The 24,890-nt window shown below is 67.4% G+C and carries 34 protein-coding genes; all 34 read right to left on the reverse strand.

Features of this window, described 5'->3' with window-relative positions; genetic code table 11:
• Positions 1-35 precede the first annotated feature (35 nt).
• The 34 genes from J4E96_RS17505 to J4E96_RS17670 all read right to left on the reverse strand — a co-directional run bounded on the left by J4E96_RS17505 (position 36) and on the right by J4E96_RS17670 (position 24,794).
• Positions 36-1,052, reverse strand: coding sequence for a DNA-directed RNA polymerase subunit alpha (locus J4E96_RS17505; protein WP_227423324.1), 1,017 nt, complete (start codon positions 1,050-1,052; stop codon positions 36-38).
• Between the two features lie 208 nt (positions 1,053-1,260).
• The gene (gene rpsK, locus J4E96_RS17510; RefSeq protein WP_227423325.1) at positions 1,261-1,662 is read right to left on the reverse strand and encodes a 30S ribosomal protein S11; all 402 of its coding nucleotides are present in this window, start codon (positions 1,660-1,662) and stop codon (positions 1,261-1,263) included.
• Between the two features lie 90 nt (positions 1,663-1,752).
• Positions 1,753-2,133 (reverse strand): 30S ribosomal protein S13, encoded by a 381-nt coding sequence (rpsM, locus tag J4E96_RS17515; RefSeq protein WP_227423326.1) that lies wholly within the window; start codon positions 2,131-2,133, stop codon positions 1,753-1,755.
• A gap of 202 nt (positions 2,134-2,335) precedes the next feature.
• Entirely contained in the window at positions 2,336-2,449 is a 114-nt protein-coding gene (gene rpmJ / locus J4E96_RS17520; protein ID WP_009740505.1) for a 50S ribosomal protein L36, read from the reverse strand.
• Positions 2,450-2,519: 70 nt separating this feature from the next.
• The gene (gene infA / locus J4E96_RS17525) at positions 2,520-2,741 is read right to left on the reverse strand and encodes a translation initiation factor IF-1 (RefSeq protein WP_024286981.1); all 222 of its coding nucleotides are present in this window, start codon (positions 2,739-2,741) and stop codon (positions 2,520-2,522) included.
• A gap of 191 nt (positions 2,742-2,932) precedes the next feature.
• The gene (map, locus tag J4E96_RS17530; RefSeq protein ID WP_227423327.1) at positions 2,933-3,778 is read right to left on the reverse strand and encodes a type I methionyl aminopeptidase; all 846 of its coding nucleotides are present in this window, start codon (positions 3,776-3,778) and stop codon (positions 2,933-2,935) included.
• Positions 3,779-3,901: 123 nt separating this feature from the next.
• Positions 3,902-4,480 carry an adenylate kinase gene (locus J4E96_RS17535; RefSeq protein WP_227423328.1) on the reverse strand — a complete coding sequence of 193 codons (579 nt, stop codon included), beginning with the start codon at positions 4,478-4,480 and terminating at the stop codon, positions 3,902-3,904.
• On the reverse strand, positions 4,477-5,775 hold the full coding sequence (gene secY, locus J4E96_RS17540) for a preprotein translocase subunit SecY (RefSeq protein ID WP_227423329.1): 1,299 nt from the start codon (positions 5,773-5,775) through the stop codon (positions 4,477-4,479). Before secY ends, J4E96_RS17535 begins: the two co-directional genes overlap by 4 nt.
• Positions 5,776-5,940: 165 nt before the next feature.
• A complete protein-coding gene (gene rplO, locus J4E96_RS17545) occupies positions 5,941-6,423 on the reverse strand; it encodes a 50S ribosomal protein L15 (protein ID WP_227423330.1) in 483 nt (160 codons plus the stop codon).
• A complete protein-coding gene (gene rpmD / locus J4E96_RS17550; protein ID WP_227423331.1) occupies positions 6,423-6,605 on the reverse strand; it encodes a 50S ribosomal protein L30 in 183 nt (60 codons plus the stop codon). Before rpmD ends, rplO begins: the two co-directional genes overlap by 1 nt.
• A complete protein-coding gene (rpsE, locus tag J4E96_RS17555) occupies positions 6,605-7,258 on the reverse strand; it encodes a 30S ribosomal protein S5 (RefSeq protein WP_227423332.1) in 654 nt (217 codons plus the stop codon). The genes rpmD and rpsE overlap by 1 nt, the downstream gene beginning before the upstream one ends.
• A 40-nt stretch (positions 7,259-7,298) precedes the next feature.
• The gene (gene rplR / locus J4E96_RS17560) at positions 7,299-7,670 is read right to left on the reverse strand and encodes a 50S ribosomal protein L18 (RefSeq protein ID WP_227423333.1); all 372 of its coding nucleotides are present in this window, start codon (positions 7,668-7,670) and stop codon (positions 7,299-7,301) included.
• Between the two features lie 2 nt (positions 7,671-7,672).
• On the reverse strand, positions 7,673-8,212 hold the full coding sequence (gene rplF / locus J4E96_RS17565; RefSeq protein WP_227423334.1) for a 50S ribosomal protein L6: 540 nt from the start codon (positions 8,210-8,212) through the stop codon (positions 7,673-7,675).
• Positions 8,213-8,236: 24 nt separating this feature from the next.
• Positions 8,237-8,629, reverse strand: a complete 393-nt coding sequence (gene rpsH / locus J4E96_RS17570; protein ID WP_227423335.1) for a 30S ribosomal protein S8 — start codon at positions 8,627-8,629, stop codon at positions 8,237-8,239.
• A 78-nt stretch (positions 8,630-8,707) separates the two neighbouring features.
• Positions 8,708-8,893 carry a type Z 30S ribosomal protein S14 gene (locus J4E96_RS17575; protein ID WP_227423336.1) on the reverse strand — a complete coding sequence of 62 codons (186 nt, stop codon included), beginning with the start codon at positions 8,891-8,893 and terminating at the stop codon, positions 8,708-8,710.
• Between the two features lie 2 nt (positions 8,894-8,895).
• On the reverse strand, positions 8,896-9,483 hold the full coding sequence (gene rplE / locus J4E96_RS17580; RefSeq protein ID WP_319637706.1) for a 50S ribosomal protein L5: 588 nt from the start codon (positions 9,481-9,483) through the stop codon (positions 8,896-8,898).
• Positions 9,483-9,824 carry a 50S ribosomal protein L24 gene (gene rplX / locus J4E96_RS17585; protein ID WP_227423337.1) on the reverse strand — a complete coding sequence of 114 codons (342 nt, stop codon included), beginning with the start codon at positions 9,822-9,824 and terminating at the stop codon, positions 9,483-9,485. The genes rplE and rplX overlap by 1 nt, the downstream gene beginning before the upstream one ends.
• A gap of 2 nt (positions 9,825-9,826) precedes the next feature.
• Complete coding sequence (rplN, locus tag J4E96_RS17590; protein WP_109130751.1) at positions 9,827-10,195, reverse strand: 50S ribosomal protein L14; 369 nt, start codon at positions 10,193-10,195, stop codon at positions 9,827-9,829.
• 146 nt (positions 10,196-10,341) lie between these two features.
• On the reverse strand, positions 10,342-10,626 hold the full coding sequence (gene rpsQ / locus J4E96_RS17595) for a 30S ribosomal protein S17 (RefSeq protein ID WP_227423338.1): 285 nt from the start codon (positions 10,624-10,626) through the stop codon (positions 10,342-10,344).
• A gap of 8 nt (positions 10,627-10,634) precedes the next feature.
• Positions 10,635-10,874 (reverse strand): 50S ribosomal protein L29, encoded by a 240-nt coding sequence (gene rpmC / locus J4E96_RS17600; RefSeq protein WP_227423339.1) that lies wholly within the window; start codon positions 10,872-10,874, stop codon positions 10,635-10,637.
• Positions 10,874-11,293 (reverse strand): 50S ribosomal protein L16, encoded by a 420-nt coding sequence (gene rplP, locus J4E96_RS17605; RefSeq protein WP_227423340.1) that lies wholly within the window; start codon positions 11,291-11,293, stop codon positions 10,874-10,876. The genes rpmC and rplP overlap by 1 nt, the downstream gene beginning before the upstream one ends.
• 3 nt (positions 11,294-11,296) lie before the next feature.
• Positions 11,297-12,130 (reverse strand): 30S ribosomal protein S3, encoded by an 834-nt coding sequence (rpsC, locus tag J4E96_RS17610; protein WP_227423341.1) that lies wholly within the window; start codon positions 12,128-12,130, stop codon positions 11,297-11,299.
• A complete protein-coding gene (gene rplV / locus J4E96_RS17615; RefSeq protein ID WP_227423342.1) occupies positions 12,130-12,498 on the reverse strand; it encodes a 50S ribosomal protein L22 in 369 nt (122 codons plus the stop codon). Before rplV ends, rpsC begins: the two co-directional genes overlap by 1 nt.
• 76 nt (positions 12,499-12,574) lie before the next feature.
• Positions 12,575-12,856 carry a 30S ribosomal protein S19 gene (gene rpsS, locus J4E96_RS17620; RefSeq protein ID WP_227423343.1) on the reverse strand — a complete coding sequence of 94 codons (282 nt, stop codon included), beginning with the start codon at positions 12,854-12,856 and terminating at the stop codon, positions 12,575-12,577.
• 12 nt (positions 12,857-12,868) lie between these two features.
• Entirely contained in the window at positions 12,869-13,702 is an 834-nt protein-coding gene (gene rplB, locus J4E96_RS17625; protein ID WP_227423344.1) for a 50S ribosomal protein L2, read from the reverse strand.
• A gap of 32 nt (positions 13,703-13,734) precedes the next feature.
• Entirely contained in the window at positions 13,735-14,037 is a 303-nt protein-coding gene (gene rplW / locus J4E96_RS17630; RefSeq protein WP_227423345.1) for a 50S ribosomal protein L23, read from the reverse strand.
• Complete coding sequence (gene rplD / locus J4E96_RS17635) at positions 14,034-14,753, reverse strand: 50S ribosomal protein L4 (RefSeq protein ID WP_227423346.1); 720 nt, start codon at positions 14,751-14,753, stop codon at positions 14,034-14,036. Before rplD ends, rplW begins: the two co-directional genes overlap by 4 nt.
• The gene (gene rplC / locus J4E96_RS17640; RefSeq protein ID WP_227423347.1) at positions 14,750-15,409 is read right to left on the reverse strand and encodes a 50S ribosomal protein L3; all 660 of its coding nucleotides are present in this window, start codon (positions 15,407-15,409) and stop codon (positions 14,750-14,752) included. Before rplC ends, rplD begins: the two co-directional genes overlap by 4 nt.
• A gap of 22 nt (positions 15,410-15,431) precedes the next feature.
• Positions 15,432-15,740 (reverse strand): 30S ribosomal protein S10, encoded by a 309-nt coding sequence (rpsJ, locus tag J4E96_RS17645; protein ID WP_093182122.1) that lies wholly within the window; start codon positions 15,738-15,740, stop codon positions 15,432-15,434.
• Between the two features lie 368 nt (positions 15,741-16,108).
• Entirely contained in the window at positions 16,109-17,302 is a 1,194-nt protein-coding gene (gene tuf / locus J4E96_RS17650; RefSeq protein ID WP_227423348.1) for an elongation factor Tu, read from the reverse strand.
• A 123-nt stretch (positions 17,303-17,425) separates the two neighbouring features.
• Complete coding sequence (fusA, locus tag J4E96_RS17655) at positions 17,426-19,528, reverse strand: elongation factor G (RefSeq protein ID WP_319637708.1); 2,103 nt, start codon at positions 19,526-19,528, stop codon at positions 17,426-17,428.
• Positions 19,529-19,591: 63 nt separating this feature from the next.
• Positions 19,592-20,062 carry a 30S ribosomal protein S7 gene (gene rpsG, locus J4E96_RS17660; protein WP_227423349.1) on the reverse strand — a complete coding sequence of 157 codons (471 nt, stop codon included), beginning with the start codon at positions 20,060-20,062 and terminating at the stop codon, positions 19,592-19,594.
• Entirely contained in the window at positions 20,062-20,436 is a 375-nt protein-coding gene (gene rpsL, locus J4E96_RS17665; RefSeq protein ID WP_130102628.1) for a 30S ribosomal protein S12, read from the reverse strand. The genes rpsG and rpsL overlap by 1 nt, the downstream gene beginning before the upstream one ends.
• 482 nt (positions 20,437-20,918) lie before the next feature.
• Complete coding sequence (locus J4E96_RS17670) at positions 20,919-24,794, reverse strand: DNA-directed RNA polymerase subunit beta' (RefSeq protein WP_227423350.1); 3,876 nt, start codon at positions 24,792-24,794, stop codon at positions 20,919-20,921.
• Positions 24,795-24,890 lie beyond the last annotated feature (96 nt).

The following is a 24,890-nucleotide window of genomic DNA, read 5'->3' on the forward strand; positions in this document are numbered from 1 at the left end:
ACCGGGCAGGTTCCGCCCGGCCGCTCGGCGCGGCGTCAGTACTGCTGCTCTTCTTCGGTGAACTCGCCCTCGTCGCCGTCGTAGTAACCGGGCGCCTTGGTCGGGTCGAAGTCGAGCGGGCTGTCCTTGAGGGACAGCGAAAGCTCGGCCAGCTTTTCCTTGACCTCGGTGATCGACTTCGCACCGAAGTTGCGGATGTCAAGCAGGTCGGCCTCACTGCGCGCCACGAGCTCACCCACGGTGTGGATGCCCTCACGCTTGAGGCAGTTGTACGACCGGATGGTCAGCTGCAGGTCCTCGATCGGCAGCGCCAGGTCGGCGGCGAGCGCGGCGTCCGTCGGCGACGGGCCGATCTCGATGCCCTCGGCCTCGACGTTGAGCTCGCGGGCAAGCCCGAACAGCTCGACGAGGGTCTTGCCGGCCGAGGCCAGCGCGTCCCGCGGGGAGATCGAGTTCTTGGTTTCGACGTCGACGATCAGCTTGTCGAAGTCGGTGCGCTGCTCGACTCGGGTCGCCTCGACGTTGTACGTCACCTTGAGCACCGGCGAGTAGATCGAGTCGATCGGCACGCGGCCGATCTCGGCGTCGTAGGACTTGTTCTGCGCGGCGGAGACGTATCCGCGACCGCGCTCGACGGTGAGCTCGATCTCGAGCTTGCCCTTGTCGTTCAGGGTCGCGATGTGCAGGTCGGGGTTGTGGACCTCGACACCGGCGGGCGGGACGATGACGGCGGCCGTGACGGCCCCCGCGCCCTGCTTGCGCAGGTACATCACGACGGGCTCGTCGTTCTCCGAGGAGACGACGAGGTTCTTGATGTTGAGGATGATCTCGGTGATGTCTTCCTTGACGCCCGGCACGGTGGTGAACTCGTGCAGGACACCGTCGATCCGGATCGACGTCACGGCAGCACCCGGGATAGACGACAGCAGGGTGCGACGCAGGGAGTTGCCGAGCGTGTAGCCGAAGCCCGGCTCGAGCGGCTCGATGGAGAACCGCGACCGGTACTCCGAGATGACCTCTTCGGTCAGGGTGGGGCGCTGTGCGATGAGCACTTCTGGGTTCCTCTCAGCGAGCGTCCGCCATATGACGCTCTGCGGTGGTGCGAGCCCGCCGGGTCTCGGTTTACCGAGGCAGGCACTCGTGCGCCGAGCCACCGGGCGGCCTGGGCTGCCCGGTGGACCCGGCAAAAGCTGTCACGCGCTGGGCGCGCTCACGCCGTGGACCGACCGAGGTCGGCGACGGGCTCGCGCGGCCAGAAGATCAGACGCGGCGGCGCTTGGACGGACGGCAGCCGTTGTGCGCCTGGGGCGTCACGTCCTGGATCGAGCCGACCTCGAGGCCGGTCGCCTGGAGCGAGCGGATCGCAGTCTCGCGGCCGGACCCGGGGCCCTTGACGAAGACGTCGACCTTCTTCATGCCGTGCTCCTGCGCGCGGCGAGCAGCGGCCTCGGCCGCGAGCTGGGCCGCGAACGGGGTCGACTTGCGCGAACCCTTGAAGCCGACCTGGCCGGACGAGGCCCAGGCGATGACGGCACCCGAGGGGTCCGTGATCGTCACGATGGTGTTGTTGAACGTGCTCTTGATGTGCGCCTGGCCGTGGGAGACGTTCTTCTTCTCCTTGCGGCGCGGCTTGCGCACGGCGGTACGAGACTTGGGGGGCATGTGCTTGTTTTCTCCTGGTCTGGGTCGGCTGCCTGCAGTGCCGCTCGCGGTCGGTCGCGGTGAAGGCGGCGACGCGGCGGGCTACTGCTGCTACTTGCGGCCGGCCTTCTTCTTGCCGGCGACGGTGCGCTTCGGGCCCTTGCGGGTGCGCGCGTTGGTCTTGGTGCGCTGTCCGCGCACCGGAAGGCCGCGGCGGTGCCGAATGCCCTCGTAGCAGCCGATCTCGACCTTGCGACGGATGTCCGCGGCGACCTCGCGTCGAAGGTCACCCTCGAGCTTGAAGCTGGCCTCGAGGAAGTCGCGCAGCGCGACCAGCTCGACGTCGCCCAGGTCCTTCACGCGGATGTCCGGGCTCAGGCCCGTAGCGGCCAGCGTCTGCTGGGCGCGGGTACGGCCGACGCCGTAGATGTAGGTGAGCGCGATCTCGAGCCGCTTTTCGCGGGGGAGATCGACGCCGACAAGACGTGCCATGTGTCTGGTGGCTCCTGTAGTGCGTCGGAGGTCTGCCGCGTCACCCTCCCGCGAGATCCGCGGGCCCCGGCCTCCGACCGGGGGTTCGCCTGCCGCCGTCCGAGGGACGACGCCTGGTGTGGTGATGCGCTTGGTGGCTCCGCGCCTACAGCGGTGCGGGGCCGGGTGGGGCTGCTCGAGATGCGCCTCGAGCGTCAGGGCATCAGCCCTGGCGCTGCTTGTGACGCAGGTTCTCGCAGATCACCATGACGCGACCGTGCCGGCGAATCACCTTGCACTTGTCGCAGATCTTCTTGACGCTGGGCTTGACCTTCATGCTGTGTTCCTCCGCCGCCGTTCGTTGCCCCCGCACATGTAGCGGGTGCGACGGCGTGATCGAGTAGTGGTTACTTGTAGCGGTAGACGATCCGGCCGCGGGACAGGTCGTACGGGCTCAGCTCAACGACCACGCGGTCCTCAGGGAGAATCCGGATGTAGTGCTGACGCATCTTGCCCGAGATGTGGGCGAGCACTCGGTGGCCGTTGGCCAGCTCCACGCGAAACATCGCGTTCGGCAGGGCCTCGACAACGCTGCCCTCAATCTCGATGACACCGTCCTTCTTTGCCATATCCTCCGCTAACTCTTGGTGACAACGACATTCCCCCTCGGCACCCGGACGCGGCCTTGTCGACCACCACGAGCATCGAGGGATTGGTGCGGCGCCAACGCGGCACACGCACCCAACGGACTATCCTACGCCATCGCGCGGGGCTGTGGAACCGCCTCGTGGGTGGGCCGCAGACGCCCGAAAACCGCTGCCTAGCTCGGCAGCGGAGCGATGGTGACGCCGAGCGCCGCGAGCCGCGCCGCCCCGCCGTCGGCGGCCGTCAGGACCCAGATGCCGCCCTCGAGCAGCGCGACGGTGTGCTCCCAGTGCGCGGCCCGCGAGCCGTCGTCGGTCACGACGGTCCAGTCGTCCTCGAGCACCTGCGTCGTGCGCGCGCCGCGCACGAGCATCGGCTCGACCGCCAGGCACATGCCCGGCCGCAGCCGCGGCCCGCGGTCGCGCGCGCGATAGTTGAGCACGTCGGGCGGCTGGTGCATCGCCGTGCCGATCCCGTGGCCGACGTACTCCTCGACGACGCCGTAGCGGGCGCCGCGGTTGACGCCCGCGGCCTGGGCGGCGTCGACCGAGGTCTCGACCGCCTCCCCCACGTCGCCGAGCCGGTCGCCCGTCGCGAGCGCGGCGATGCCGGCCCACATGGCATCCTCGGTCGCGGCGCTGAGCTCGACGTCGAGCGGGTCCGCGTCCGCGAGCACGACGGTCAGCGCGGAGTCGCCGTGCCAGCCCTCGACGATCGCGCCGCAGTCGATCGAGACGACGTCGCCCGCCTCGAGCACGCGCGCGCCCGGGATGCCGTGCACGATCTCGTCGTTGACCGACACGCACAGCGTCGCCGGGTACCCGTCGTAGCCGAGGAACGACGGCGTCGCGCCCGCGGCCCGGATCACGTCGGCCGCGATCGCGTCCAGGTCCGACGTCGTCAGGCCGGGTCGCGCCTGCGCGCGCACCGCCGTGAGGGCGTCCGCGACGACCAGGCCGGCGCGCCGCATGAGCCGCACCTGGTCCGTCGTCTTGTACTCGATCTTGTCGCGGCCGAACATGCGGGTGCGTTCCGTCCTTGCTGTGTGCGGGCGTGCTTCGTGCTGGGTGCTGTGCTGGGTGCTCGGTGTGCTGGGTGCTCGGTGTGCGTGGTGCTGGCTGTGTGGCGCCGGGGTGGGCTGGGCTCAGCCGATGTGCGTCGCGAGGGCCTCGAGCACGCGCTCGGTGACCTCGTCGACCTCGCCGATCCCGTTCACCGTGACGAGCAGCTTGCGCTCGCCGTAGGCCGACGTGAGCGGGGCCGTCTGCTCGGCGTAGATCTCGAGCCGGCGGCGGATCGCGTCCTCGGTGTCGTCGGCGCGCCCCTCGACGCCCGCCCGCTTGTGCAGGCGTTCCATGAGCTCCTCGCGCGGCGCGGTCAGCTCGACGACGGCGTCGAGCGTGCCGCCCGACTCCTCGAGCACGGCGTCGAGCGCGACGACCTGCTCCGCGGTGCGCGGGTACCCGTCGAGGATGAAGCCGCCGGCGGCGTCCTGCTCCGCGAGCCGGTCCCGCACCATCGCGTTGGTGATCTCGTCCGGGACGAGGTCGCCCGCGTCCATGATCACCTTCGCGCGGCGGCCGAGCTCGGTGTCGCCCTTGACGTTGGCCCGGAAGATGTCGCCGGTCGAGATCGCCGGGACCCCGATGCGCTCGGCCAGGCGGGCCGCCTGGGTGCCCTTGCCCGAACCCTGCGGGCCCATGATGATCAGTCGAGCGCTCATCGGAGGAACCCTTCGTAGTGCCGCTGCTGGAGCTGGGACTCGATCTGCTTCACGGTCTCGAGGCCGACCCCGACGACGATGAGGATCGACGCCCCGCCGAACGGGATGTTGGTGCTGATGTCGAGCAGGATGAACGCGATCGTGGGGACCAGCGCGACGAGCGCGAGGTACACCGAGCCGGGCGCGGTGATCCGCGAGATGACGAACGCCAGGTACTCGGCGGTCGGGCGGCCGGCGCGGATGCCGGGGATGAAGCCGCCGTACTTCTTCATGTTGTCCGCGACCTCGTCCGGGTTGAACGTGATCGCCGTGTAGAAGTAGCAGAAGAAGATGATCAGCACGACGTACAGCGCCAGGTGCAACGGCGCGGCCGGGTCGACGAGGTTGTTGCTGAGCCAGATGACCCACTCGGCGTTCTGGTCGCCGAACTGCGCGAGCAGCCCCGGGACCGACAGCAGCGACGACGCGAAGATGATCGGGATGACCCCGGCCATGTTGATCTTGATCGGGATGTAGGTGCTCGAGCCGCCGTACATCCGCCGCCCGACCATCCGCTTGGCGTACTGCACCGGGATGCGCCGCTGCGACTGCTCGACGAACACGACGAGGGCGATCACGAGGATCACGATGCCGAGCACGATGATGAACTTCGTCGCGCCGTTGTCGCCGCCAGCGATGGACCACAGCGCCGTCGGGAAGCTCGCCGCGATCGACGTGAAGATCAGCAGCGACATGCCGTTGCCGACGCCGCGCTCGGAGATGAGCTCGCCGAGCCACATGATCAGGCCGGTGCCCGCCGTCATGGTCAGGACCATGAGCAGGATCGTCACGACCGTGTCGTTCGGGATGACGTCGACGGAGCAGCCGGTGAACAGCTGCCCGGTCCGCGCGATCGTGATCACGGTGGTCGACTGCAAGATCGCGAGGGCGATCGTCAGGTACCGCGTGTACTGCGTGAGCTTCGCGGTGCCGGACTGGCCCTCCTGGTGCAGGGCCTCGAAGCGCGGGATGACCACGCGCAGCAGCTGGACGATGATGCTCGCCGTGATGTACGGCATGATCCCCAGCGCGAACACCGACAGCTGCAGGAGCGCGCCCCCGCTGAACAGGTTCACGAGGCCGAGCAGGTCGTTCCCGTCACCGATCTCGCTGATGCAGGTCTGCACGTTCGGGTAGGAGACCCCCGGGGTCGGCAGGAACGAGCCGACCCGGAAGATCGACATCACCGCGATGGTGAAGAGCAGCTTGCGCCGCAGGTCGGGCGTCCGAAAGGCCCGGACGAATGCGCTGAGCACCTATCCTCCTGCTCCGCCGAGGGCGGTGTGTGATGAAGCCGGAAAATTCCGGAACACTTCGGTTGCGCCCACGACGGGGCGCCCCGGCGAACCCTAGCCGATCGTCGCTACCAACCGAGAACGGGGCCGGCGGGACGCGAACGTCCCACCGACCCCGTGCTTCGATCAGTCCTGCTCGACGATGGTCCCGCCGGCAGCCACGATCTTTTCCTTGGCCGACGCCGAGTACGCGTCGACGGCGATGGAGACCTTGACGGTCAGCTCGCCGGTCCCGAGCACCTTGACGAGCTGGCCCTTGCGGACAGCCCCCTTGGTGACGAGTCCCTCGACCGTGACCGCGCCGCCGTCCGGGTACAGCTCGGACAGCTTGTCCAGGTTAACGACCTGGTACTCGACGCGGAACGGGTTCTTGAATCCACGGAGCTTCGGAAGCCGCATGTGCAGCGGCATCTGTCCACCCTCGAAGCGCTCCGGAATGGTGCGCTTCGCCTTCTGGCCCTTGGTACCGCGGCCCGCGGTCTTTCCCTTGGACGCCTCGCCACGGCCCACGCGGGTCTTGGCGGTCTTGGCGCCCGGGGCGGGACGCAGGTGGTGCACCTTCAGGGTGCCACCGGCGCCAACCTCGGTCTGCTTCGTCTTGTCAGCCATCAGTCGACCTCCTCGAATGCGACGAGGTGCGTCACCGTGTTGACCATCCCGCGGATCTCAGGACGATCTTCCTTGACGACAGTGTCGCCGATCCGCTTGAGGCCGAGTGAACGCAGGGTCTCGCGCTGGTTCTGCTTGCCGCCGATCGCGGACTTGGTCTGGGTCACCTTGAGACGCGCCATCACGCACGCACCCCCGCGGCCTGGGCCCGCAGCAGCGACGCCGGAGCGACGTGCTCGAGCGGGAGACCGCGGCGCGCGGCCACGGACTCGGGCCGCTCGAGGCCACGCAGCGCCGCCACCGTCGCGTGCACGACGTTGAGGGAGTTGGTGGAGCCGAGCGACTTGCTCAGGACGTCGTGGATACCGGCGCACTCGAGGACCGCACGCACCGGACCACCGGCGATGACGCCGGTACCCGGGGACGCCGGACGCAGGAAGACGACGCCAGCAGCGGCCTCACCCTGGATCGGGTGCGGAATGGTGCCCTGGATGCGAGGAACCTTGAAGAAGTTCTTCTTGGCTTCCTCGACCCCCTTGGCGATCGCCGCGGGGACCTCCTTGGCCTTGCCGTAGCCGACGCCGACCGTGCCGTCACCGTCGCCGACGACGACGAGCGCGGTGAAGCTGAAGCGACGACCGCCCTTGACGACCTTGGAGACGCGGTTGATCTTGACGACGCGCTCGACGAACTGGCTCTTCTCGGCCCCGCCGTCACGACGACCGCCGCCGCCATCACGACGACCACCGCCTTCGCGACGGTCTGAGCCGCCGGCGCCCGCCGGGGCGCCGGTGCCGGCGCCCGCGCCGGTGTTGCTGCGCTGAGGTGCAGCCATCAGATGTTCCTCTGCTTCCGTACGGAGGTGCTTGAAGTCGTCACAGGGTCAGTCCGCCTTCGCGGGCCCCGTCGGCGACTGCAGCCACCCGGCCGTGGTACTTGTTGCCGCCGCGGTCGAAGACGACCGCGTCGATGCCAGCAGCCTTGGCGCGGGCGGCGACGAGCTCGCCGACCTTGCGGGCCTTGGCCGTCTTGTCGGCACCGAGGACGCGCAGGTCGGCCTCGAGGGTCGACGCCGAGACGACGGTGCGACCGACCGTGTCGTCCACGACCTGAGCGGTCATGTGCCGGGCGGACCGGGTGACCACCAGACGGGGACGGACGGCGGTGCCGGAGACCTTCTTGCGAAGGCGGAGGTGGCGGCGAGCGCGAGAGATCGCGCGGCCCTTGCCCTTGATCTTCAGAGCCATGGCTACTTACCAGCCTTTCCGACCTTGCGGCGGACTACCTCGCCGGCGTACCGCACACCCTTGCCCTTGTAAGGCTCCGGCTTGCGGATCTTGCGGATGTTGGCGGCGACCTCGCCGACCTGCTGCTTGTCGATGCCACTGACCGAGAACTTGGTCGGGCTCTCCACCGCGAACGAGATGCCGGCGGGCGGCGCAACGTTGACGGGGTGGCTGAAGCCGAGCGCGAACTCGAGGGTGTCACCCTTGAAAGCGACGCGGTAACCCGTGCCGACGATCTCAAGCTTCTTCTCGTACCCCTGCGTGACGCCGGTGACGAGATTCGCCAGCAGCGTGCGGGTCAGGCCGTGCAACGAGCGCGAGACGCGCTCCTCGTTCGGCCGGGTGACCACAAGGGCACCGTTGTCATCGCGGGAGACCGCAATGGGGGACGCGATGGTGTGCGACAACGAGCCCTTGGGGCCCTTGACGGTCACCGTCGATCCAACGATCGTGACGTCCACGCCGGTGGGTACCGGGACGGGGACTCTGCCGATTCGGGACATGGCTAGCTCCTTTCCGTCTCGGACTTACCAGACGTAGGCGAGGACTTCCCCACCCACGCCCTTCTTGGCGGCCTGCTGGCCAGTGAGGAGACCGGAGGACGTGGACAGGATCGCCACGCCCAGGCCGCCGAGCACCTTGGGCAGATTGGTCGACTTGGCGTACACGCGCAGGCCCGGCTTGGACACGCGGCGCACACCGGCGAGCGAACGCTCGCGGTTCGGGCCGAACTTCAGTTCGATCGTGAGGTACTTGCCCACCGGGGCGTCCTCGATCTTCCAGCCGGCGATGTAGCCCTCCGCCTGGAGAATTTCTGCAACATGCGACTTCAGCTTCGAGAACGGCATGGTCACCGTGTCGTGATACGCCGAGTTCGCATTACGCAGACGCGTGAGCATGTCTGCGATCGGGTCAGTCATCATTGGGCTTACGCCCCTTCTCGCCGGGGTATCCCCACCTGGCGTGAGCCAAGGTGGTGGGGACCAGCGGCGTAGTTGTTACCAGCTGCTCTTGGTGACGCCGGGAAGCTCGCCGGCGTGCGCCATCTCGCGCACGCAGATCCGGCAGAGCCCAAACTTGCGGTACACAGAGTGCGGACGTCCGCACTTCTGGCACCGGGTGTAGCCGCGCACCTTGAACTTCGGGGTGCGCGAGGCCTTCTGGACGAGGGCTGTCTTCGCCATGGTCAGAGCTCCTTGAAGGGGAAGCCGAGACGCTTGAGAAGCGAGCGGCCCTCGGCGTCGGTGGTCGCGGTCGTGACGATGGTGATGTCCATGCCCCGCACGCGGTCGACCTTGTCCTGGTCGATCTCGTGGAACATTGCCTGCTCCGTGAGACCGAAGGTGTAGTTGCCGTGGCCGTCGAACTGCTTCGGGGACAACCCTCGGAAGTCGCGGATACGCGGCAGAGCCGTCGAGAGCAACCGGTCGAGGAACTCCCACATGCGGTCGCCGCGCAGCGTGACGTGCGCGCCGATCGGCATGCCTTCGCGAAGCTTGAACTGCGCGATGGACTTGCGGGCCTTCGTGACCTGGGCCTTCTGGCCGGTGATGGCGGCGAGGTCCTTGACCGCACCGTCCATGAGCTTCGAGTCCTTCGCGGCGTCTCCGACACCCATGTTCACGACGACCTTGGTGAGGCGCGCGACCTGGTTGACGTTTTCGTGCGAGAACTCCTCGCGCAGGCCACCGACGATCTCAGCGGCGTAGCGCGCCTTCAGGCGCGGCATCTCGGGCGCGGCCACGGAGGCCGTCGCAGTGCTGTCAACGGTCATCAGATGTCCTTCCCGGAGCGCTTGGATACGCGGACCCGAACGGTCTTCATGCGACCGTCGCGCTCGATCTCCTCGGTGCGGATCCCGACGCGGGTGCCCTTCTTGGTCTCCGCGTCGACGACCATCACGTTGCTGATGTGGATGGGGGCCTCGATCGTCTCGATGCCGCCGGTCCGGGTGCCGCGCTGCGACTGTCCGACCTTGACGTGCTTCGTGACGCGCTGGACGCCCTCGACGACAACGCGCTGCGACTCGATGAGAACCTCGAGCACCCGCCCGCTCTTGCCGCGATCGCGGCCAGAGATGACGACGACGAGGTCGCCCTTCTTGATCTTCGCCATGTCTAGAGCACCTCCGGGGCCAGCGAGATGATCTTCATGAACTTCTTGTCACGCAGCTCGCGGCCCACCGGGCCGAAGATGCGCGTGCCACGGGGCTCACCGTCGCTCTTGAGGATCACAGCCGCATTCTCGTCAAACTTGATGTACGAGCCGTCGGGACGCCGACGCTCCTTCTTGGTCCGGACGATGACCGCCTTGACGACATCACCCTTCTTGACATTTCCGCCCGGGATCGCGTCCTTGACGGTGGCGACAATCGTGTCGCCAATTCCGGCGTAGCGACGTCCCGAACCACCGAGAACGCGGATGCAAAGAATTTCCTTGGCACCCGTGTTGTCAGCGACCCGAAGTCGCGACTCCTGCTGAATCATTGATGAACTCCTGACGTCTGCCGGTTCTCGGTATCGAGCCTGGCGAACGGATAGCTGCCGTCATGCACCCGCGGGGGGCGGCGTCGGCCGGAGCCGGCGCCGTCCCCGCCGCGGGGGCAACTGAGTACTGCTGCGTGCTAGAAGGCCTACTTCGCCTTCTCGAGGATCTCCACCACGCGCCACCGCTTGGTCGCGGAGAGCGGGCGGGTTTCCATGATCGTGACCAGGTCGCCGACGCCGGCCGCATTGGCCTCGTCGTGCGCCTTGACCTTGCTCGTGCGCCGGATGACCTTGCCGTAGAGCGGGTGCTTGACCCGGTCCTCGACCTCGACCACGACGGTCTTGTCCATCTTGTCGCTCACGACATACCCACGCCGCGTCTTGCGGTCGGCACGGGAATCCGCAGCGCCTTCGATCTTCGTTGCGCTCATTGTCGACCTCACTCGCTCGCGCTCGGGGCAGTACGGATGCCGAGCTCGCGCTCGCGCAGGATCGTGTAGATCCGCGCGATGTCACGACGGACGGCCTTGAGGCGCCCGTGGCTTTCGAGCTGGCCGGTGGCCGACTGGAAGCGCAGGTTGAACAGCTCTTCCTTGGCCTTCTTGAGCTCGGCGACAAGACGCTCGTCGTCAAACGCGTCCAGCTCGTCGGGAGCCAGATCCTTGGTTCCGATAGCCATCAGATGCCACCACCCTCGCGGACTATGAAACGGGTCTTCATCGGGAGCTTGTGCTGCGCGCGGTTCATCGCCTCGCGAGCAAGAGACTCCTCGACACCGGCGAGCTCGAAGAGAACTCGACCCGGCTTGACGTTGCAGATCCACCACTCGGGCGAACCCTTACCGGAACCCATGCGGGTCTCGGCCGGCTTCTTCGTGATCGGGCGGTCCGGGAACACGTTGATCCAGACCTTGCCGCCACGCTTGATGTGGCGGGTCATCGCGATACGAGCGGCCTCGATCTGCCGGTTCGTGAGGTAGGCGGGCTCGAGAGCCTGGATGCCGTACTCGCCGAACGAGATCTCGGTGCCACCGGTCGCGGCGCCGGAGCGCCCCGGGTGGTGCTGCTTGCGGTGCTTCAACCTGCGCGGGATAAGCATTGCTCAGGCCTCCGTTCCGGATGCAGCGGGCGGCGTCGCCTCGGCAGCTGCCGGAGCGGCTGCAGGTGCGGCGGTCGGGGCCGAAGCGGCCTCGGGACGACGGGCACCGGTTCCGGCCGCGCCGCGAGCGGGGCGGTCGGTCCGGGGTCCACGCGGCGAGCGGGGGCCCTGTGTGGCCTGCTGCTGCGCGTACTCCTTCTCGGTCATGTCGCCCTTGTAGATCCAGACCTTCACGCCGATGCGGCCGAAGGTCGTGCGGGCCTCGTAGAAGCCGTAGTCGATCTGCGCGCGGAGGGTGTGCAACGGCACGCGCCCCTCGCGGTAGAACTCGCTACGGCTCATCTCGGCGCCGCCGAGGCGACCCGAGCACTGCACCCGGATGCCCTTGGCACCGGCGCGCTGGGCGGACTGCATGCCCTTGCGCATGGCGCGGCGGAACGAGACACGGCTCGCGAGCTGCTCCGCGATCCCCTGGGCGACGAGCTGAGAGTCCATCTCAGCGTTCTTCACCTCGAGGATGTTGAGCTGCACCTGCTTGCCGCTGAGCTTCTCGAGCTCGCCGCGGATGCGGTCGGCCTCCGCGCCACGACGCCCGATGACGATCCCGGGACGTGCGGTGTGGATGTCGACGCGAACCCGGTCACGGGTCCGCTCGATCTCGACCTTTGAGATTCCGGCACGCTCGAGGCCAGTGGCCATGAGCTTGCGGATTGCTACGTCCTCGCGGACGTAGTCGCGGTAACGCTGCCCGGGCTTGGTGCTGTCAGCAAACCAACGCGACCTGTGGTCGGTGGTGATGCCGAGGCGGTACCCGTGCGGGTTGACCTTCTGTCCCACTATCGGGCCCTCTCCTTCTTCTCGACCGGGGCCACGACCACGGTGATGTGGCTGGTCCGCTTGAGGATCTGGCTTGCCCGGCCCTGAGCGCGCGGTCGGAACCGCTTGAGGGTCGGACCCTCGTCGACGAATGCCTCAGTGATCACGAGCGACGTGGCGTCAAACGCCTCGCTCGCACGATCGGCCTTGACCCTCGCGTTGGCGATCGCACTTTCGACCACCTTGCGGACGGTCTCCCCCGCGGCCTGCGGCGCGAACTTCAGCGTCGCGACAGCCTCCTCGGCCTGCTTGCCACGGATGAGGTCCACGACGCGCCGGGCCTTCTGGGGCGTGACGCGGACAAACCGCGCCTGCGCCTTGGCTTCCATTGCTGTCCTGCCTTCTTGTCTGGTCTATCTCGAAGAACGACTCAAGGTCTTGCCACCGCTGTGCACCCGAAGGTGATCAGCGACGACGAGCCTTGCGGTCGTCCTTGTCGTGGCCGCGGAAGGTCCGCGTGGGGGCGAACTCGCCCAGCTTGTGTCCGACCATCGCCTCGGTGACGAAGACGGGGGTGTGCTTGCGGCCGTCGTGCACCGCAAACGTGTGACCGAGGAAGTCCGGCGTGATGAGCGACCGGCGGGACCACGTCTTGATGACGTTCTTGGTCCCCTTCTCGTTCTGGACGTCGACCTTCTTCTGCAGGTGACCGTCGACGAACGGACCCTTTTTCAGGCTACGTGGCATCTCAGGCTCCTATCAGCGCTTGCCGGTGCGCCGGCGGCGCACGATGAGCTTGTCGCTCGGCTTGTTCGGGTGACGGGTGCGGCCCTCGGGCTTGCCCCACGGGGTGACCGGGTGACGGCCTCCGGAGGTCTTGCCCTCGCCACCACCGTGCGGGTGGTCGACCGGGTTCATGGCGACACCACGGACGGAGGGGCGCTTGCCCTTCCACCGCATCCGGCCGGCCTTGCCCCAGTTGATGTTCGACTGCTCGGCATTGCCGACCTCGCCGATGGTTGCGCGGCAGCGCAGGTCGACATTGCGGATCTCGCCGGACGGCATGCGCAGCTGCGCATAGACGCCGTCCTTCGCGACGAGCTGCACCGACGCACCAGCCGAACGGGCGATCTTCGCGCCGCCACCGGGCTTGAGCTCGATGGCGTGGATGACCGTACCGGTCGGGATGTTGCGCAGGGGCAGGCAGTTGCCGGGCTTGATGTCGGCGCTTGCACCGTTCTCGACGACGTCGCCCTGCTTGAGCTTGTTCGGCGCGACGATGTAACGCTTCTCGCCGTCCGCGTAGTGCAGCAGCGCGATGCGTGCCGTGCGGTTCGGGTCGTACTCGATGTGCGCAACCTTGGCCGGCACGCCGTCCTTGTCGTGGCGACGGAAGTCGATCAGGCGGTAGGCACGCTTGTGCCCGCCACCCTGGTGACGAACCGTCACGCGACCGGTGGCGTTGCGGCCACCCGTCTTGTGCAACGGGCGGACCAACGACTTCTCCGGCGTGGAGCGCGTGATCTCGACGAAGTCGGCGACGCTCGAGCCTCGACGGCCCGGCGTAGTCGGCTTGTACTTACGGATTCCCATGGGGACCTGTCCTCAATCTGCTCTCGGTCGGCTCAGCCGACCGGTCCGCCGAAGATGTCGATCGTGCCCTCGCGGAGGGTGACGATCGCACGCTTGGTGTCCTTGCGCTTACCCATGCCGAACTTGGTCCGCCGCGTCTTGCCCTTGCGGTTGATCGTGTTCACCGAAGCGACCTTGACGGAGAAGATCTGCTCGATCGCGACCTTGATCTCCGTCTTGTTCGCGCGCGGGTCGACGACGAAGGTGTACTTTCCCTCGTCGAGCAGCCCGTAGCTTTTTTCCGAGACGACCGGCGAGATCAGGATGTCGCGCGGGTCCTTCGCCACGGTAGTCACTTGGTGTCCTCCTCGATCTCGGCCTGCGACGCCTCAGTCGCCGTTCCGACAGCCTTCACCGAGCGGCCAGTGGCCGGACCCGCCAGGAACACGTCGAGCGCGCCCTGCGTGAAGACGACGTCGTCGGAGACGAGCACGTCGTAGGTGTTCAGCTGGTCAGCGACCAGGAGGTGCACCTGCTCGACGTTGCGGAGCGACTTCCAGGTGATCTCGTCCTGGCGTTCCACAACAACGAGCACGTGCTTGCGACCCGACAAGCGGGCCAGAACCTCGAGCGCAGTCTTGGTCGACGGCGCGGCGCCCGGGGCGAACCCGGAGACGACGTGCACGCGGCCGGCGCGGGCGCGGTCCGAAAGAGCACCGCGGAGCGCCGCGGTCTTCATCTTCTTCGGGGTCCGCTGGCTGTAGTCGCGCGGCGTCGGGCCGTGCACGATGCCACCGCCGGCAAACTGCGGAGCGCGGGTCGAGCCCTGACGGGCGCGGCCGGTGCCCTTCTGCTTGTGGGGCTTGCGTCCACCACCGGACACCTCGCCACGAGTCTTCGTGGAGTGGGTGCCCTGGCGAGCCGCCGCGAGCTGCGCGACGACGACCTGGTGGATCAGCGGGATGTTCGTCTGGACGTCGAACACCTCTGCGGGAAGGTCGGCGCTGCCGGCCTTCTTGCCAGAGGCATCCAGCACGTCGACGGTCAACGACTTGGTGTCAGCCACGGTCATGCTCCCTTCGCGGCGGAACGCACGAGGACGACGCCGTTGCGGGGGCCGGGGACGGCGCCCTTGACGAGCAGCAGACCCTTCTCGGCATCCACCGCAAAAACGGTGAGGTTCTGCGTGGTCTGGCGGTCGAAGCCCATCCGGCCGGCCATCCGCATACCCCGGAAGACGCGCGACGGGGTGGAAGCCCCACCGATCGAGCCGGGCTTGCGGTGGTTGCGGTGGGCACCGTGGGAAGCGCTGTCGCCGTGGAAGCCGTGACGCTTCATCACTCCGGCGAAGCCCTTGCCCTTGGTGGTCCCGGACACGTCGACGACCGAACCGGCCTCGAAGGCCGCCGCGGTGATCTCCTGGCCGAGCGCGTAGCGCCCAGCATCCGGAGTACGAATCTCAGCCACATGCCGGCGGGGGGTAACCCCGGCCTTCTCGAAGTGGCCCTTGAGGGGCTGGGTTACCTTGCGCGGGTCAATCTGGCCGTAGGCCAGCTGAACCGCGACGTACCCATCTGTCTCAGCGGTGCGCACCTGCGTGACCACGTTCGTGCCGACCTGCACGACAGTGACGGGGATGAGGAGGCCGTTGGCGTCCCACACCTGCGTCATGCCGAGCTTGGTTCCGAGCACGGCCGTGATCGAGCGCGCGTTCTGCTGGGTGGTCATGGTGATCAGTTCCTTCCCAGCTTCAGAGCTTGATCTCGATGTTCACGTCTGCCGGCAGGTCGAGGCGCATGAGCGAGTCGACCGCCTTCGGCGTGGGATCGATGATGTCGATGAGCCGCTTGTGCGTGCGCATCTCGAAGTGCTCGCGGCTGTCCTTGTACTTGTGAGGCGACCGGATGACGCAGAAAATGTTCTTCTCCGTCGGCAGCGGCACCGGGCCCACGACCGTCGCACCAGCGCGTGTCACCGTGTCGACGATCTTGCGCGCCGAGCTGTCGATGACCTCGTGGTCGTAGGACTTGAGCCGGATGCGGATCTTCTGTCCCGCCATGGCGTCGTCTGACTCTCTCTCTAGAACTGCTAGCTGTCCGACCCCCGCACTCGGGCGTGTCGCTTATCGCGGACACACCTTCGCGCTACACACCGAAGACCGGTGCGAGGCCGTTGGATGCTGTCTGGACTCCGCCACCGGGTGACCCCGGGGCCTGGTGAGCCCTCAACGTTTGCCTGCCCTGGAGCGCCCGCGTGCGTGCACGCGTTCGACCCTCGCCGGGCAACCTGGCTAGTGTGCCAGATCGTCACGGGGATCACCTAATCCGGTGCTCCCCATCCCCGCGCGCTTCCCGCCGTCGACGGGAAAAACGAGGCAGGGCCCGGGCTCGCGCCGTGCTGGCGCGAAGCCCGGGCCCTGCCCGAAGATCACTTGATGATCTTGGTGACCTTGCCTGAACCGACGGTCCGTCCACCCTCGCGGATGGCGAAGCCGAGACCGATCTCCATGGCGATCGGCTGGATCAGCGCGACCGTCATCTCGGTGTTGTCGCCGGGCATGACCATCTCGGTGCCCTCGGGCAACGTGATGACGCCGGTGACGTCGGTCGTACGGAAGTAGAACTGCGGGCGGTAGTTCGCGTAGAACGGGTTGTGCCGGCCGCCCTCGTCCTTGGCGAGGATGTAGACCTGCGCCTCGAAGTCCTTGTGCGGCGTGATGGAACCCGGCTTGACGACGACCTGGCCGCGCTCGACCTCTTCGCGCTTGGTGCCACGAAGGAGGAGGCCGACGTTCTCGCCCGCCTCGGCGTAGTCGAGCAGCTTGCGGAACATCTCGACGCCGGTGACCGTGGTCTTGATCGCCTTCTCCTTGATACCGACGACCTCGACCTCCTCGTTCACCTTGAGCTTGCCGCGCTCCACGCGGCCGGTGACGACCGTGCCACGACCGGTGATCGTGAAGACGTCCTCGATGGGCATGAGGAACGGCTTGTCGATGTCGCGGACCGGGTCCGGAACGGACTCGTCGACGGCGTCCATGAGGTCAGAGACAGCCTTGACCCACTTCTCGTCGCCCTCGAGCGCCTTGAGCGCCGAGACCTGGATGACCGGGACGTTGTCCCCGTCGAAGCCCTGCGCCGTGAGGAGCTCGCGGACCTCGACCTCGACGAGCTCGAGGATCTCCTCGTCGTCGACGAGGTCGGCCTTGTTGAGCGCGACGAGCAGGTACGGCACGCCGACCTGGCGGGCCAGGAGCACGTGCTCGCGCGTCTGGGCCATCGGGCCGTCGGTCGCCGCGACCACGAGGATCGCGCCGTCCATCTGCGCCGCACCCGTGATCATGTTCTTGATGTAGTCCGCGTGCCCAGGAGCATCGATGTGCGCGTAGTGGCGCTTCTCGGTCTGGTACTCCACGTGCGCGATGTTGATGGTGATACCGCGCTGCTTCTCTTCAGGGGCCTTGTCGATCTCGTCGAACGGCGTGAAGGGGTTCAGTGCCGGGAACTTGTCGTGCAGCACCTTCGAGATAGCCGCGGTCAGCGTCGTCTTACCGTGGTCGACGTGACCGATGGTGCCGATGTTGACGTGCGGCTTAGTCCGCTCGAACTTGGCCTTGCCCACTGTGTCCTCCTCGGACTCAAGGTAGTGATGTGCCGAAACGTTGCAGGAGTCATGCTGACACCTGCGCAGGCGTCGGTCCTACCGGTCGATGTGTACTGGAACTGCGATGACGACCAGTGGGACCTACTCGCCCCGGGTCTTCTTGATGATCTCCTCGGCAACGTTCCGAGGAACCTCGGAATAGCTGTCGAACTGCATCGAGTACACCGCGCGACCCTGGGTCTTCGACCGCAGGTCACCGACATACCCGAACATCTCTGACAGAGGAACAAGGGCGCGGATGACCTTGACGCCCTTTGCATCCTCCATGGACTGGATCATGCCGCGGCGCGAGTTCAGGTCGCCGATGACGTCGCCCATGTACTCCTCGGGCGTGCGCACCTCGACGTCGAACTTCGGCTCGAGCAGAACCGGGTCCGCCTGGCGCACGGCCTCCTTGAGGATCATGGAGCCCGCGATCTTGAACGCCATCTCCGAGGAGTCGACGTCGTGCGACGCGCCGTCGAGCAGGATCGCCTTGATGCCGACCAGCGGGTAGCCGGCCAGCACGCCGAGCAGCATGGCGCTCTGGATGCCCGCGTCCACCGACGGGATGTACTCCCGCGGGATGCGTCCACCGGTGACCTTGTTGTCGAACTCGTACAGCTCGCCCTCAGAGGCGTTGAGCGGCTCGAAGGTCATCTGGATCTTGGCGTACTGCCCCGACCCACCGGTCTGCTTCTTGTGGACGTAGTCGAGCTTGACCACGCTGCGACGGATCGTCTCGCGGTAGGCCACCTGCGGCTTGCCGACGTTCGCCTCGACGTGGAACTCGCGGCGCATGCGGTCCACCAGGATGTCCAGGTGGAGCTCGCCCATGCCGGCGATGATCGTCTGACCCGTGTCGATGTCGAGGTTGACCCGGAACGTCGGGTCCTCCTCGGCGAGCTTCTGGATCGCGAGCGACAGCTTCTCCTGGTCGCCCTTCGTCTTCGGCTCGATAGCGACCGAGATGACGGGCTCGGGGAAGGTCATCGACTCGAGCACGATCTGGTTCGCCGGGTCGCACAGGGTGTCACCGGTGGTGACGTCCTTGAGCCCGATGAACGCGTAGATGTGCCCCGCGGTGGCGTCCTCGACCGGGTTCTCCTTGTTGGCGTGCATCTGGAAGAGCTTCCCGATGCGCTCCTTCTTGCCCTTGGTCGAGTTGTAGACCTGGGCACCGGAGTTCACGTGGCCGGAGTACACGCGCACGTAGGTGAGCTTCCCGAAGAACGGGTGGGTCGCGACCTTGAAGGCCAGCGCCGAGAACGGCTCGGTCGACTTCGGTGCGCGCGTGAGGATGGTCTCCTCGTGCCCCGGTGCGTGCCCCTCCATGGGCGGCACGTCCAGGGGCGACGGAAGGTAGTCGATGACCGCGTCGAGCATGGGCTGGACGCCCTTGTTCTTCACGGCCGAACCGCACAGGATCGGGTACGCCTCGCCGGTGATGACGAGCTGGCGGATGCCGTTCTTGATCTCGGCGATCGTGAACTCTTCGCCGACGAGGTACTTCTCGAGGAGCTCCTCGCTGGTGTCGGCGACGGCCTCGACGATCGCGGCGCGGTACTCGACCGCCTTCTCGAGCATGTCGGCCGGGATCTCCTCGGTCGAGTAGACCTCGCCGAGCGCCGTCTCGCCGCGCCAGACCAGGGCCTTCATCTCGACCAGGTCGATGACGCCGATGAAGTCGTTCTCGGCGCCGATCGGGAGCTGGATCGGCAGGGGCTTGGCCTTGAGGCGGTCAACGATGGTCTGGACCGTGTAGTAGAAGTCCGCGCCGAGCTTGTCCATCTTGTTGACGAAGCAGATGCGGGGGACGTCGTACTTGTCCGCCTGCCGCCACACCGTCTCGGACTGGGGCTCGACACCCTCCTTGCCGTCGAACACGGCAACCGCGCCGTCGAGGACGCGCAGCGAGCGCTCGACCTCGACCGTGAAGTCGACGTGGCCGGGCGTGTCGATGATGTTGACCTGGTGCTCTTTCCAGTAGCAGGTCGTCGCGGCGGACGTGATAGTGATGCCGCGCTCCTGCTCCTGCTCCATCCAGTCCATCGTCGACGCACCGTCGTGCGTCTCACCGATCTTGTAGTTGACCCCGGTGTAGAACAGGATCCGCTCGGTCACGGTCGTCTTGCCGGCATCGATGTGCGCCATGATGCCGATGTTCCGAACCTTTTTGAGGTCCGTCAGCACGTCGAGTGCCACTGTGTCGCCCTTCTGAAGCAGTCGGAGAGTGCCAGCCGGTTCTCACCAGCGGCGGCGCCGGGATTACCAGCGGTAGTGCGCGAAGGCCTTGTTGGACTCGGCCATCTTGTGCATGTCCTCGCGACGCTTGACCGCGGCACCCAGGCCGTTGCTCGCGTCGAGGATCTCGTTCATGAGGCGCTCGGTCATCGACTTCTCGCGACGAACGCGCGAGTAGTCGGTGAGCCAGCGCAGCGCGAGCGTCGTCGAGCGGACCGGGCGGACCTCGACGGGGACCTGGTAGGTCGCACCGCCGACGCGCCGGGACTTGACCTCGAGCGCGGGACGCACGTTCTCGAGCGCGCGCTTGAGCACGACGACGGGGTCGCCGCTCGTCTTCGCCTGGACGCCCTCGAGGGCGCCGTAGACGATCGCCTCGGCGACGGACTTCTTGCCGTCGCGGAGGACCTTGTTGATGAGCTGCGTGACGACCGGCGATCCGTAGACCGGGTCGATGATGAGCGGCCGCTTCGGGGCCGGACCCTTGCGAGGCATTACTTGCTCCCCTTCTTGGCGCCGTAGCGGCTGCGAGCCTGCTTGCGGTTCTTCACGCCCTGCGTGTCGAGCGCGCCGCGGACGATCTTGTAGCGGACACCCGGAAGGTCCTTGACGCGGCCACCGCGCACGAGCACGATCGAGTGCTCCTGCAGGTTGTGACCCTCGCCGGGGATGTAGGCCGTGACCTCGATCTGGCTGGAGAGCTTGACGCGCGCAACCTTGCGAAGGGCCGAGTTCGGCTTCTTCGGGGTCGTCGTGTAGACGCGCGTGCAGACGCCGCGTCGCTGCGGGCTGCCCTTGAGCGCGGGGGTCTTCGACTTCGTGGACTTTGGCTGCCGGCCCTTGCGGACCAGCTGCTGGATCGTAGGCACTACGTCTCCGTGTCTGTTCGAGGTGTATCTCTGGTCTGACCGAATCCTTGTCCGGCCTGGTCGGATCGACCCGCCTGGGCCGACCCGGAGGTCTTGAGTCCCGCTCCGACCCCCGCACTCGGGCGTGTCACCCCTCCGTACGCAACGGCCATCGCCCGAACGAAAGATTCGGCGATGTCCGCGCGTGTGGGAAGGAGATCAACCCGGCACCCGGCACGGACCGCCGAGGCGGTCACGTGGGTCGCGGTGCATGCACGAGGGCCCGACGGCGCGGGCACGGTGGACCACGATACCGGCAGGCCCGGACTCAGTCAAAGCGGCCGACCTCCGCACGTCGCTCCGCGCGGAACAGCCCGACGAATGGGCCCGATCTGACCGGATTCGGATCAGAATCAGCCCGAACGTGCTCTCCGGCCGCGCGCGAGAACGGGGGCCCACCGCGTGCGGTGGGCCCCCGTTCGGGTCGAGCTGGTCGAGCTAGGTCAGCGGAAGTCCCCGAAGTCGAGGTCCTCCAGCGGGATCGCCTCGCCGGAGCCGAGCCCCAGCGCCGGGAAGTCGATCTCGTCGTACCCGAAGCTCGGGTACAGCTCGGCCTTCGCCTCTTCGGTGGGCTCGACCGAGACGTTGCCGTACCGGGGAAGACCGGTACCCGCCGGGATGAGCTTTCCGATGATGACGTTCTCCTTGAGCCCCAGCAGCGGGTCGCTGCGCCCGCTCATCGACGCCTCGGTCAGCACGCGGGTGGTCTCCTGGAAGGAGGCCGCCGAGAGCCACGAGTCGGTCGCGAGCGAGGCCTTCGTGATGCCCATGAGCTCGGGCCGGCCGGAGGCGGGCTGGCCGCCTTCGGCGACCGCGCGCCGGTTCGCGTCCTCGAACCGGCCACGCTCGGCGAGCTCGCCGGGCAGCAGGTCGGAGTCACCGGAGTCGAGGACCGTCACGCGCCGCAGCATCTGCCGCACGATGACCTCGATGTGCTTGTCGTGGATGTCCACGCCCTGCGAGCGGTAGACCTCCTGGACCTCGTCGACGAGGTGCTTCTGCGTGGCCCGGGGGCCGAGGATGCGCAGCACCTTCTTGGGGTCGACGGCGCCCTGGACGAGCTGGGTGCCGACCTCGACGTGGTCGCCGTCGGAGATGAGCAGCCGCGACCGCTTGGTGATCGGGTAGCCGATCTCCTCCGAGCCGTCGTCCGGGGTGAGCACGATCTTGCGGATCCGCTCGGACTCGTCGATCGTGACCCGACCGGAGAACTCCGCGATGGGGCCCTCACCCTTGGGGGTGCGCGCCTCGAAGAGCTCCTGCACGCGGGGCAGACCCTGCGTGATGTCGTCGGCCGACGCCACACCACCGGTGTGGAAAGTACGCATCGTGAGCTGCGTGCCGGGCTCGCCGATCGACTGGGCCGCGATGATGCCGACGGCCTCGCCGATGTCGACGAGCTTGCCGGTCGCGAGCGACCGGCCGTAGCACTTGGCGCACGTACCGACCCGCGACTCGCACGTGAGGACCGAGCGCACCTTGAGCTCGGTCACCCCCGCGGCGAGGAGCGCGTCGATGAGCACGTCACCGACGTCGTCGCCGGACTCGCCGAGCACCACGCCGTCGACCTCGACCGTCGTGGCGAGCGTCCGGGTGTAGACGCTCGTCTCGACCTTGTCGTGGCGGCGAAGCGTGCCGTCCGCGTTCGCGACGCCGACCGTCAGGGCCAGCCCGCGCTCGGTGCCGCAGTCGTCCTCGCGGACGATGACGTCCTGCGACACGTCGACGAGTCGACGCGTCAGGTACCCGGAGTCGGCGGTCCGCAGCGCGGTGTCCGCCAGCCCCTTGCGGGCGCCGTGGGTGGCGATGAAGTACTCGAGGACGGACAGGCCCTCGCGGTAGTTGGACTTGATCGGGCGCGGGATGATCTCGCCCTTCGGGTTCGCCACGAGGCCGCGCATACCGGCGATCTGACGGACCTGCATCCAGTTACCACGCGCACCCGAGCCGACCATCCGGAACACCGTGTTGCGGGGCGGGAAGTTGGCCCGCATCGCCTCGGCGACCTTGTCCGACGCCTGGGTCCAGATCTCGATGAGCTCCTGGCGACGCTCGTCGTCGGTGATCAGACCCTTCTCGTACTGGGTCTGGACCTTGGCGGCGCGCGCCTCGTGCTCCTCGAGGATCCCGGCCTTGGCGGCCGGGGTGACGACATCGGAGATCGAGATGGTCACGCCGGACCGGGTGGCCCAGCTGAAGCCGGCGGCCTTGAGTGCGTCCAGGCTGGCCGCGACCTCGACCTTCGGGTAGCGCTCGGCGAGGTCGTTGACGATCACCGAGAGGCGCTTCTTGTCGACGACGCCGTTCTCCCACGGGTAGTCGACGGGCAGCAGCTCGTTGAACAGCGCCCGGCCGAGGGTGGTGCCGAAGACGATCGCCTCGTCCTGCGACCAGCCCTCGGGGGCGGTGAAGCCCTCCGACGGCGGGACCAGGTCGGGCAGCCGGATCGAGATCTCGGCGTTCAGGTCGAGCGTCTTGCCGTCGAACGCCATGATCGCCTCGGAGACCGAGCTGAACGAACGGCCCTCTCCGAGGGCGCCCGGGCGGTCGGACGTCAGGTGGTACAGCCCGATGATCATGTCCTGGGAGGGCATGGTCACGGGGCGACCGTCGGACGGCTTGAGGATGTTGTTGCTCGAGAGCATGAGGATCCGGGCCTCGGCCTGGGCCTCCGCGCTCAGGGGCAGGTGCACGGCCATCTGGTCGCCGTCGAAGTCCGCGTTGAACGCGGCGCAGACGAGCGGGTGCAGGTGGATGGCCTTGCCCTCGACCAGCTGGGGCTCGAAGGCCTGGATGCCGAGGCGGTGCAGCGTGGGCGCGCGGTTGAGCATCACCGGGTGCTCCGTGATGACCTCTTCGAGGACATCCCAGACCACGGGGCGGGCGCGCTCGACCATGCGCTTGGCGCTCTTGATGTTCTGCGCGTGGTTGAGGTCGACGAGCCGCTTCATGACGAAGGGCTTGAAGAGCTCGAGCGCCATCTGCTTCGGCAGCCCGCACTGGTGCAGCTTGAGCTGCGGGCCGACGACGATGACCGAACGGCCCGAGTAGTCGACGCGCTTGCCGAGGAGGTTCTGGCGGAACCGCCCCTGCTTGCCCTTGAGCATGTCGGAGATCGACTTGAGCGGCCGGTTGCCCGGTCCGGTCACCGGGCGCCCGCGGCGGCCGTTGTCGAACAGCGCGTCGACGGCCTCCTGGAGCATCCGCTTCTCGTTGTTCACGATGATCTCGGGCGCGCCGAGGTCGAGCAGCCGCTTGAGGCGGTTGTTGCGGTTGATGACGCGGCGGTACAGGTCGTTCAGGTCGCTCGTGGCGAACCGGCCACCGTCGAGCTGGACCATCGGCCGCAGGTCCGGGGGGATGACCGGGACGGCGTCCAGGACCATGCCCTCGGGCGTGTTCGACGTGGTCAGGAACGCGTTGACGACCTTGAGCCGCTTGAGCGCGCGCGTCTTGCGCTGGCCCTTGCCGTTCTTGATCGTGTCGCGCAGCGACTCGGCCTCGGCGTCGAGGTCGAAGGCCTGCAGCCGCTTCTGGATCGCGGCGGCACCCATCGAACCCTCGAAGTAGTTGCCGTAGCGGTCGGACAGCTGGCGGTAGAGCAGCTCGTCGCCCTCGAGGTCGGCGACCTTGAGGCTCTTGAACTTGTCCCACACCGTGTCCAGGCGCTCGAGCTCGAGGTCGGAGCGCTTGCGCAGCTGCGTCATCTCGCGCTCGGCCGAGTCGCGCACCTTGCGGCGGGCGTCGGCGCGGGCACCCTCGGCCTCGAGCTCGGCCAGGTCGGCCTCGAGCTTCTTGGCGCGGGCCTCGATGTCGTTGTCGCGGCGGTCGGTGATCTCCTTCTTCTCCAGGTCGATCTCGTTCTGGAGGTTGGGGAGGTCCTCGGCGCGGCCTGCGTCGTCGACGGACGTGATCATGTACGCGGCGAAGTAGATGACCTTCTCGAGGTCCTTCGGCGCGAGGTCGAGCAGGTACCCCAGGCGCGACGGCACACCCTTGAAGAACCAGATGTGGGTCACGGGGGCGGCGAGCTCGACGTGGCCCATGCGCTCGCGGCGCACCTTCGAGCGCGTCACCTCGACGCCGCAGCGCTCGCAGATGATGCCCTTGAAGCGCACGCGCTTGTACTTGCCGCAGTAGCACTCCCAGTCCCGGGTGGGGCCGAAGATCTTCTCGCAGAAGAGCCCGTCCTTCTCCGGCTTCAGGGTGCGGTAGTTGATGGTTTCAGGCTTCTTGACCTCGCCGTGGGACCAGGCGCGGATGTCCTCGGCCGTGGCCAGGCCGATGCGCAACTCATCGAAGACGTTGACGTCGAGCAATGCGTCCTACTTCCTTCGCGTGCCGTGACACGGACTGCGGTCCCGGCGGTGACTTCCGAACTACGGGTGTGGGTCCCCGCCGCCGCCGCCCGCGTG

This window comes from Pengzhenrongella sicca (assembly GCF_017569225.1).
Taxonomy (GTDB): domain Bacteria; phylum Actinomycetota; class Actinomycetes; order Actinomycetales; family Cellulomonadaceae; genus Pengzhenrongella; species Pengzhenrongella sicca.

Coding starts and splice junctions, on each gene's coding strand:
- rpmJ (WP_009740505.1), bottom strand. CDS start 2,449: ATGAAGGTCAAGCCCAGCGTCAAGAAGATCTGCGACAAGTGCAAGGTG.
- rplX (WP_227423337.1), bottom strand. CDS start 9,824: ATGGCGAAGATCAAGAAGGGCGACCTCGTCGTCGTCATCTCTGGCCGC.
- rpsH (WP_227423335.1), bottom strand. CDS start 8,629: ATGACTGACCCGATCGCAGACATGCTCACGCGTCTGCGTAATGCGAAC.
- rplN (WP_109130751.1), bottom strand. CDS start 10,195: ATGATTCAGCAGGAGTCGCGACTTCGGGTCGCTGACAACACGGGTGCC.
- rpsG (WP_227423349.1), bottom strand. CDS start 20,062: ATGCCTCGCAAGGGTCCGGCCCCGAAGCGGCCGCTCATCATCGACCCG.
- rplC (WP_227423347.1), bottom strand. CDS start 15,409: ATGACCACCCAGCAGAACGCGCGCTCGATCACGGCCGTGCTCGGAACC.
- rplD (WP_227423346.1), bottom strand. CDS start 14,753: ATGACCGTGGCTGACACCAAGTCGTTGACCGTCGACGTGCTGGATGCC.
- rplR (WP_227423333.1), bottom strand. CDS start 7,670: ATGGCTCTGAAGATCAAGGGCAAGGGCCGCGCGATCTCTCGCGCTCGC.
- rpsJ (WP_093182122.1), bottom strand. CDS start 15,740: ATGGCGGGACAGAAGATCCGCATCCGGCTCAAGTCCTACGACCACGAG.
- infA (WP_024286981.1), bottom strand. CDS start 2,741: ATGGCAAAGAAGGACGGTGTCATCGAGATTGAGGGCAGCGTTGTCGAG.
- rpsM (WP_227423326.1), bottom strand. CDS start 2,133: ATGGCACGTCTTGTCGGCGTCGATCTCCCCCGCGAAAAGCGGCTCGAG.
- rpsQ (WP_227423338.1), bottom strand. CDS start 10,626: ATGAGCGCAACGAAGATCGAAGGCGCTGCGGATTCCCGTGCCGACCGC.
- rplE (WP_319637706.1), bottom strand. CDS start 9,483: ATGACCGTTGACAGCACTGCGACGGCCTCCGTGGCCGCGCCCGAGATG.
- rplO (WP_227423330.1), bottom strand. CDS start 6,423: ATGGCTGACAAGACGAAGCAGACCGAGGTTGGCGCCGGTGGCACCCTG.
- rplB (WP_227423344.1), bottom strand. CDS start 13,702: ATGGGAATCCGTAAGTACAAGCCGACTACGCCGGGCCGTCGAGGCTCG.
- rpsS (WP_227423343.1), bottom strand. CDS start 12,856: ATGCCACGTAGCCTGAAAAAGGGTCCGTTCGTCGACGGTCACCTGCAG.
- rplP (WP_227423340.1), bottom strand. CDS start 11,293: ATGCTTATCCCGCGCAGGTTGAAGCACCGCAAGCAGCACCACCCGGGG.
- rpsK (WP_227423325.1), bottom strand. CDS start 1,662: ATGCCCCCCAAGTCTCGTACCGCCGTGCGCAAGCCGCGCCGCAAGGAG.
- J4E96_RS17575 (WP_227423336.1), bottom strand. CDS start 8,893: ATGGCGAAGACAGCCCTCGTCCAGAAGGCCTCGCGCACCCCGAAGTTC.
- J4E96_RS17535 (WP_227423328.1), bottom strand. CDS start 4,480: ATGAGCGCTCGACTGATCATCATGGGCCCGCAGGGTTCGGGCAAGGGC.
- rpsE (WP_227423332.1), bottom strand. CDS start 7,258: ATGGCTGCACCTCAGCGCAGCAACACCGGCGCGGGCGCCGGCACCGGC.
- rplV (WP_227423342.1), bottom strand. CDS start 12,498: ATGGAAGCCAAGGCGCAGGCGCGGTTTGTCCGCGTCACGCCCCAGAAG.
- rpmD (WP_227423331.1), bottom strand. CDS start 6,605: ATGGCGCGTCTCAAGGTGACCCAGACCAAGTCCGCGATCGGCGGCAAG.
- map (WP_227423327.1), bottom strand. CDS start 3,778: ATGTTCGGCCGCGACAAGATCGAGTACAAGACGACGGACCAGGTGCGG.
- rpmC (WP_227423339.1), bottom strand. CDS start 10,874: ATGGCTATCGGAACCAAGGATCTGGCTCCCGACGAGCTGGACGCGTTT.
- rplF (WP_227423334.1), bottom strand. CDS start 8,212: ATGTCCCGAATCGGCAGAGTCCCCGTCCCGGTACCCACCGGCGTGGAC.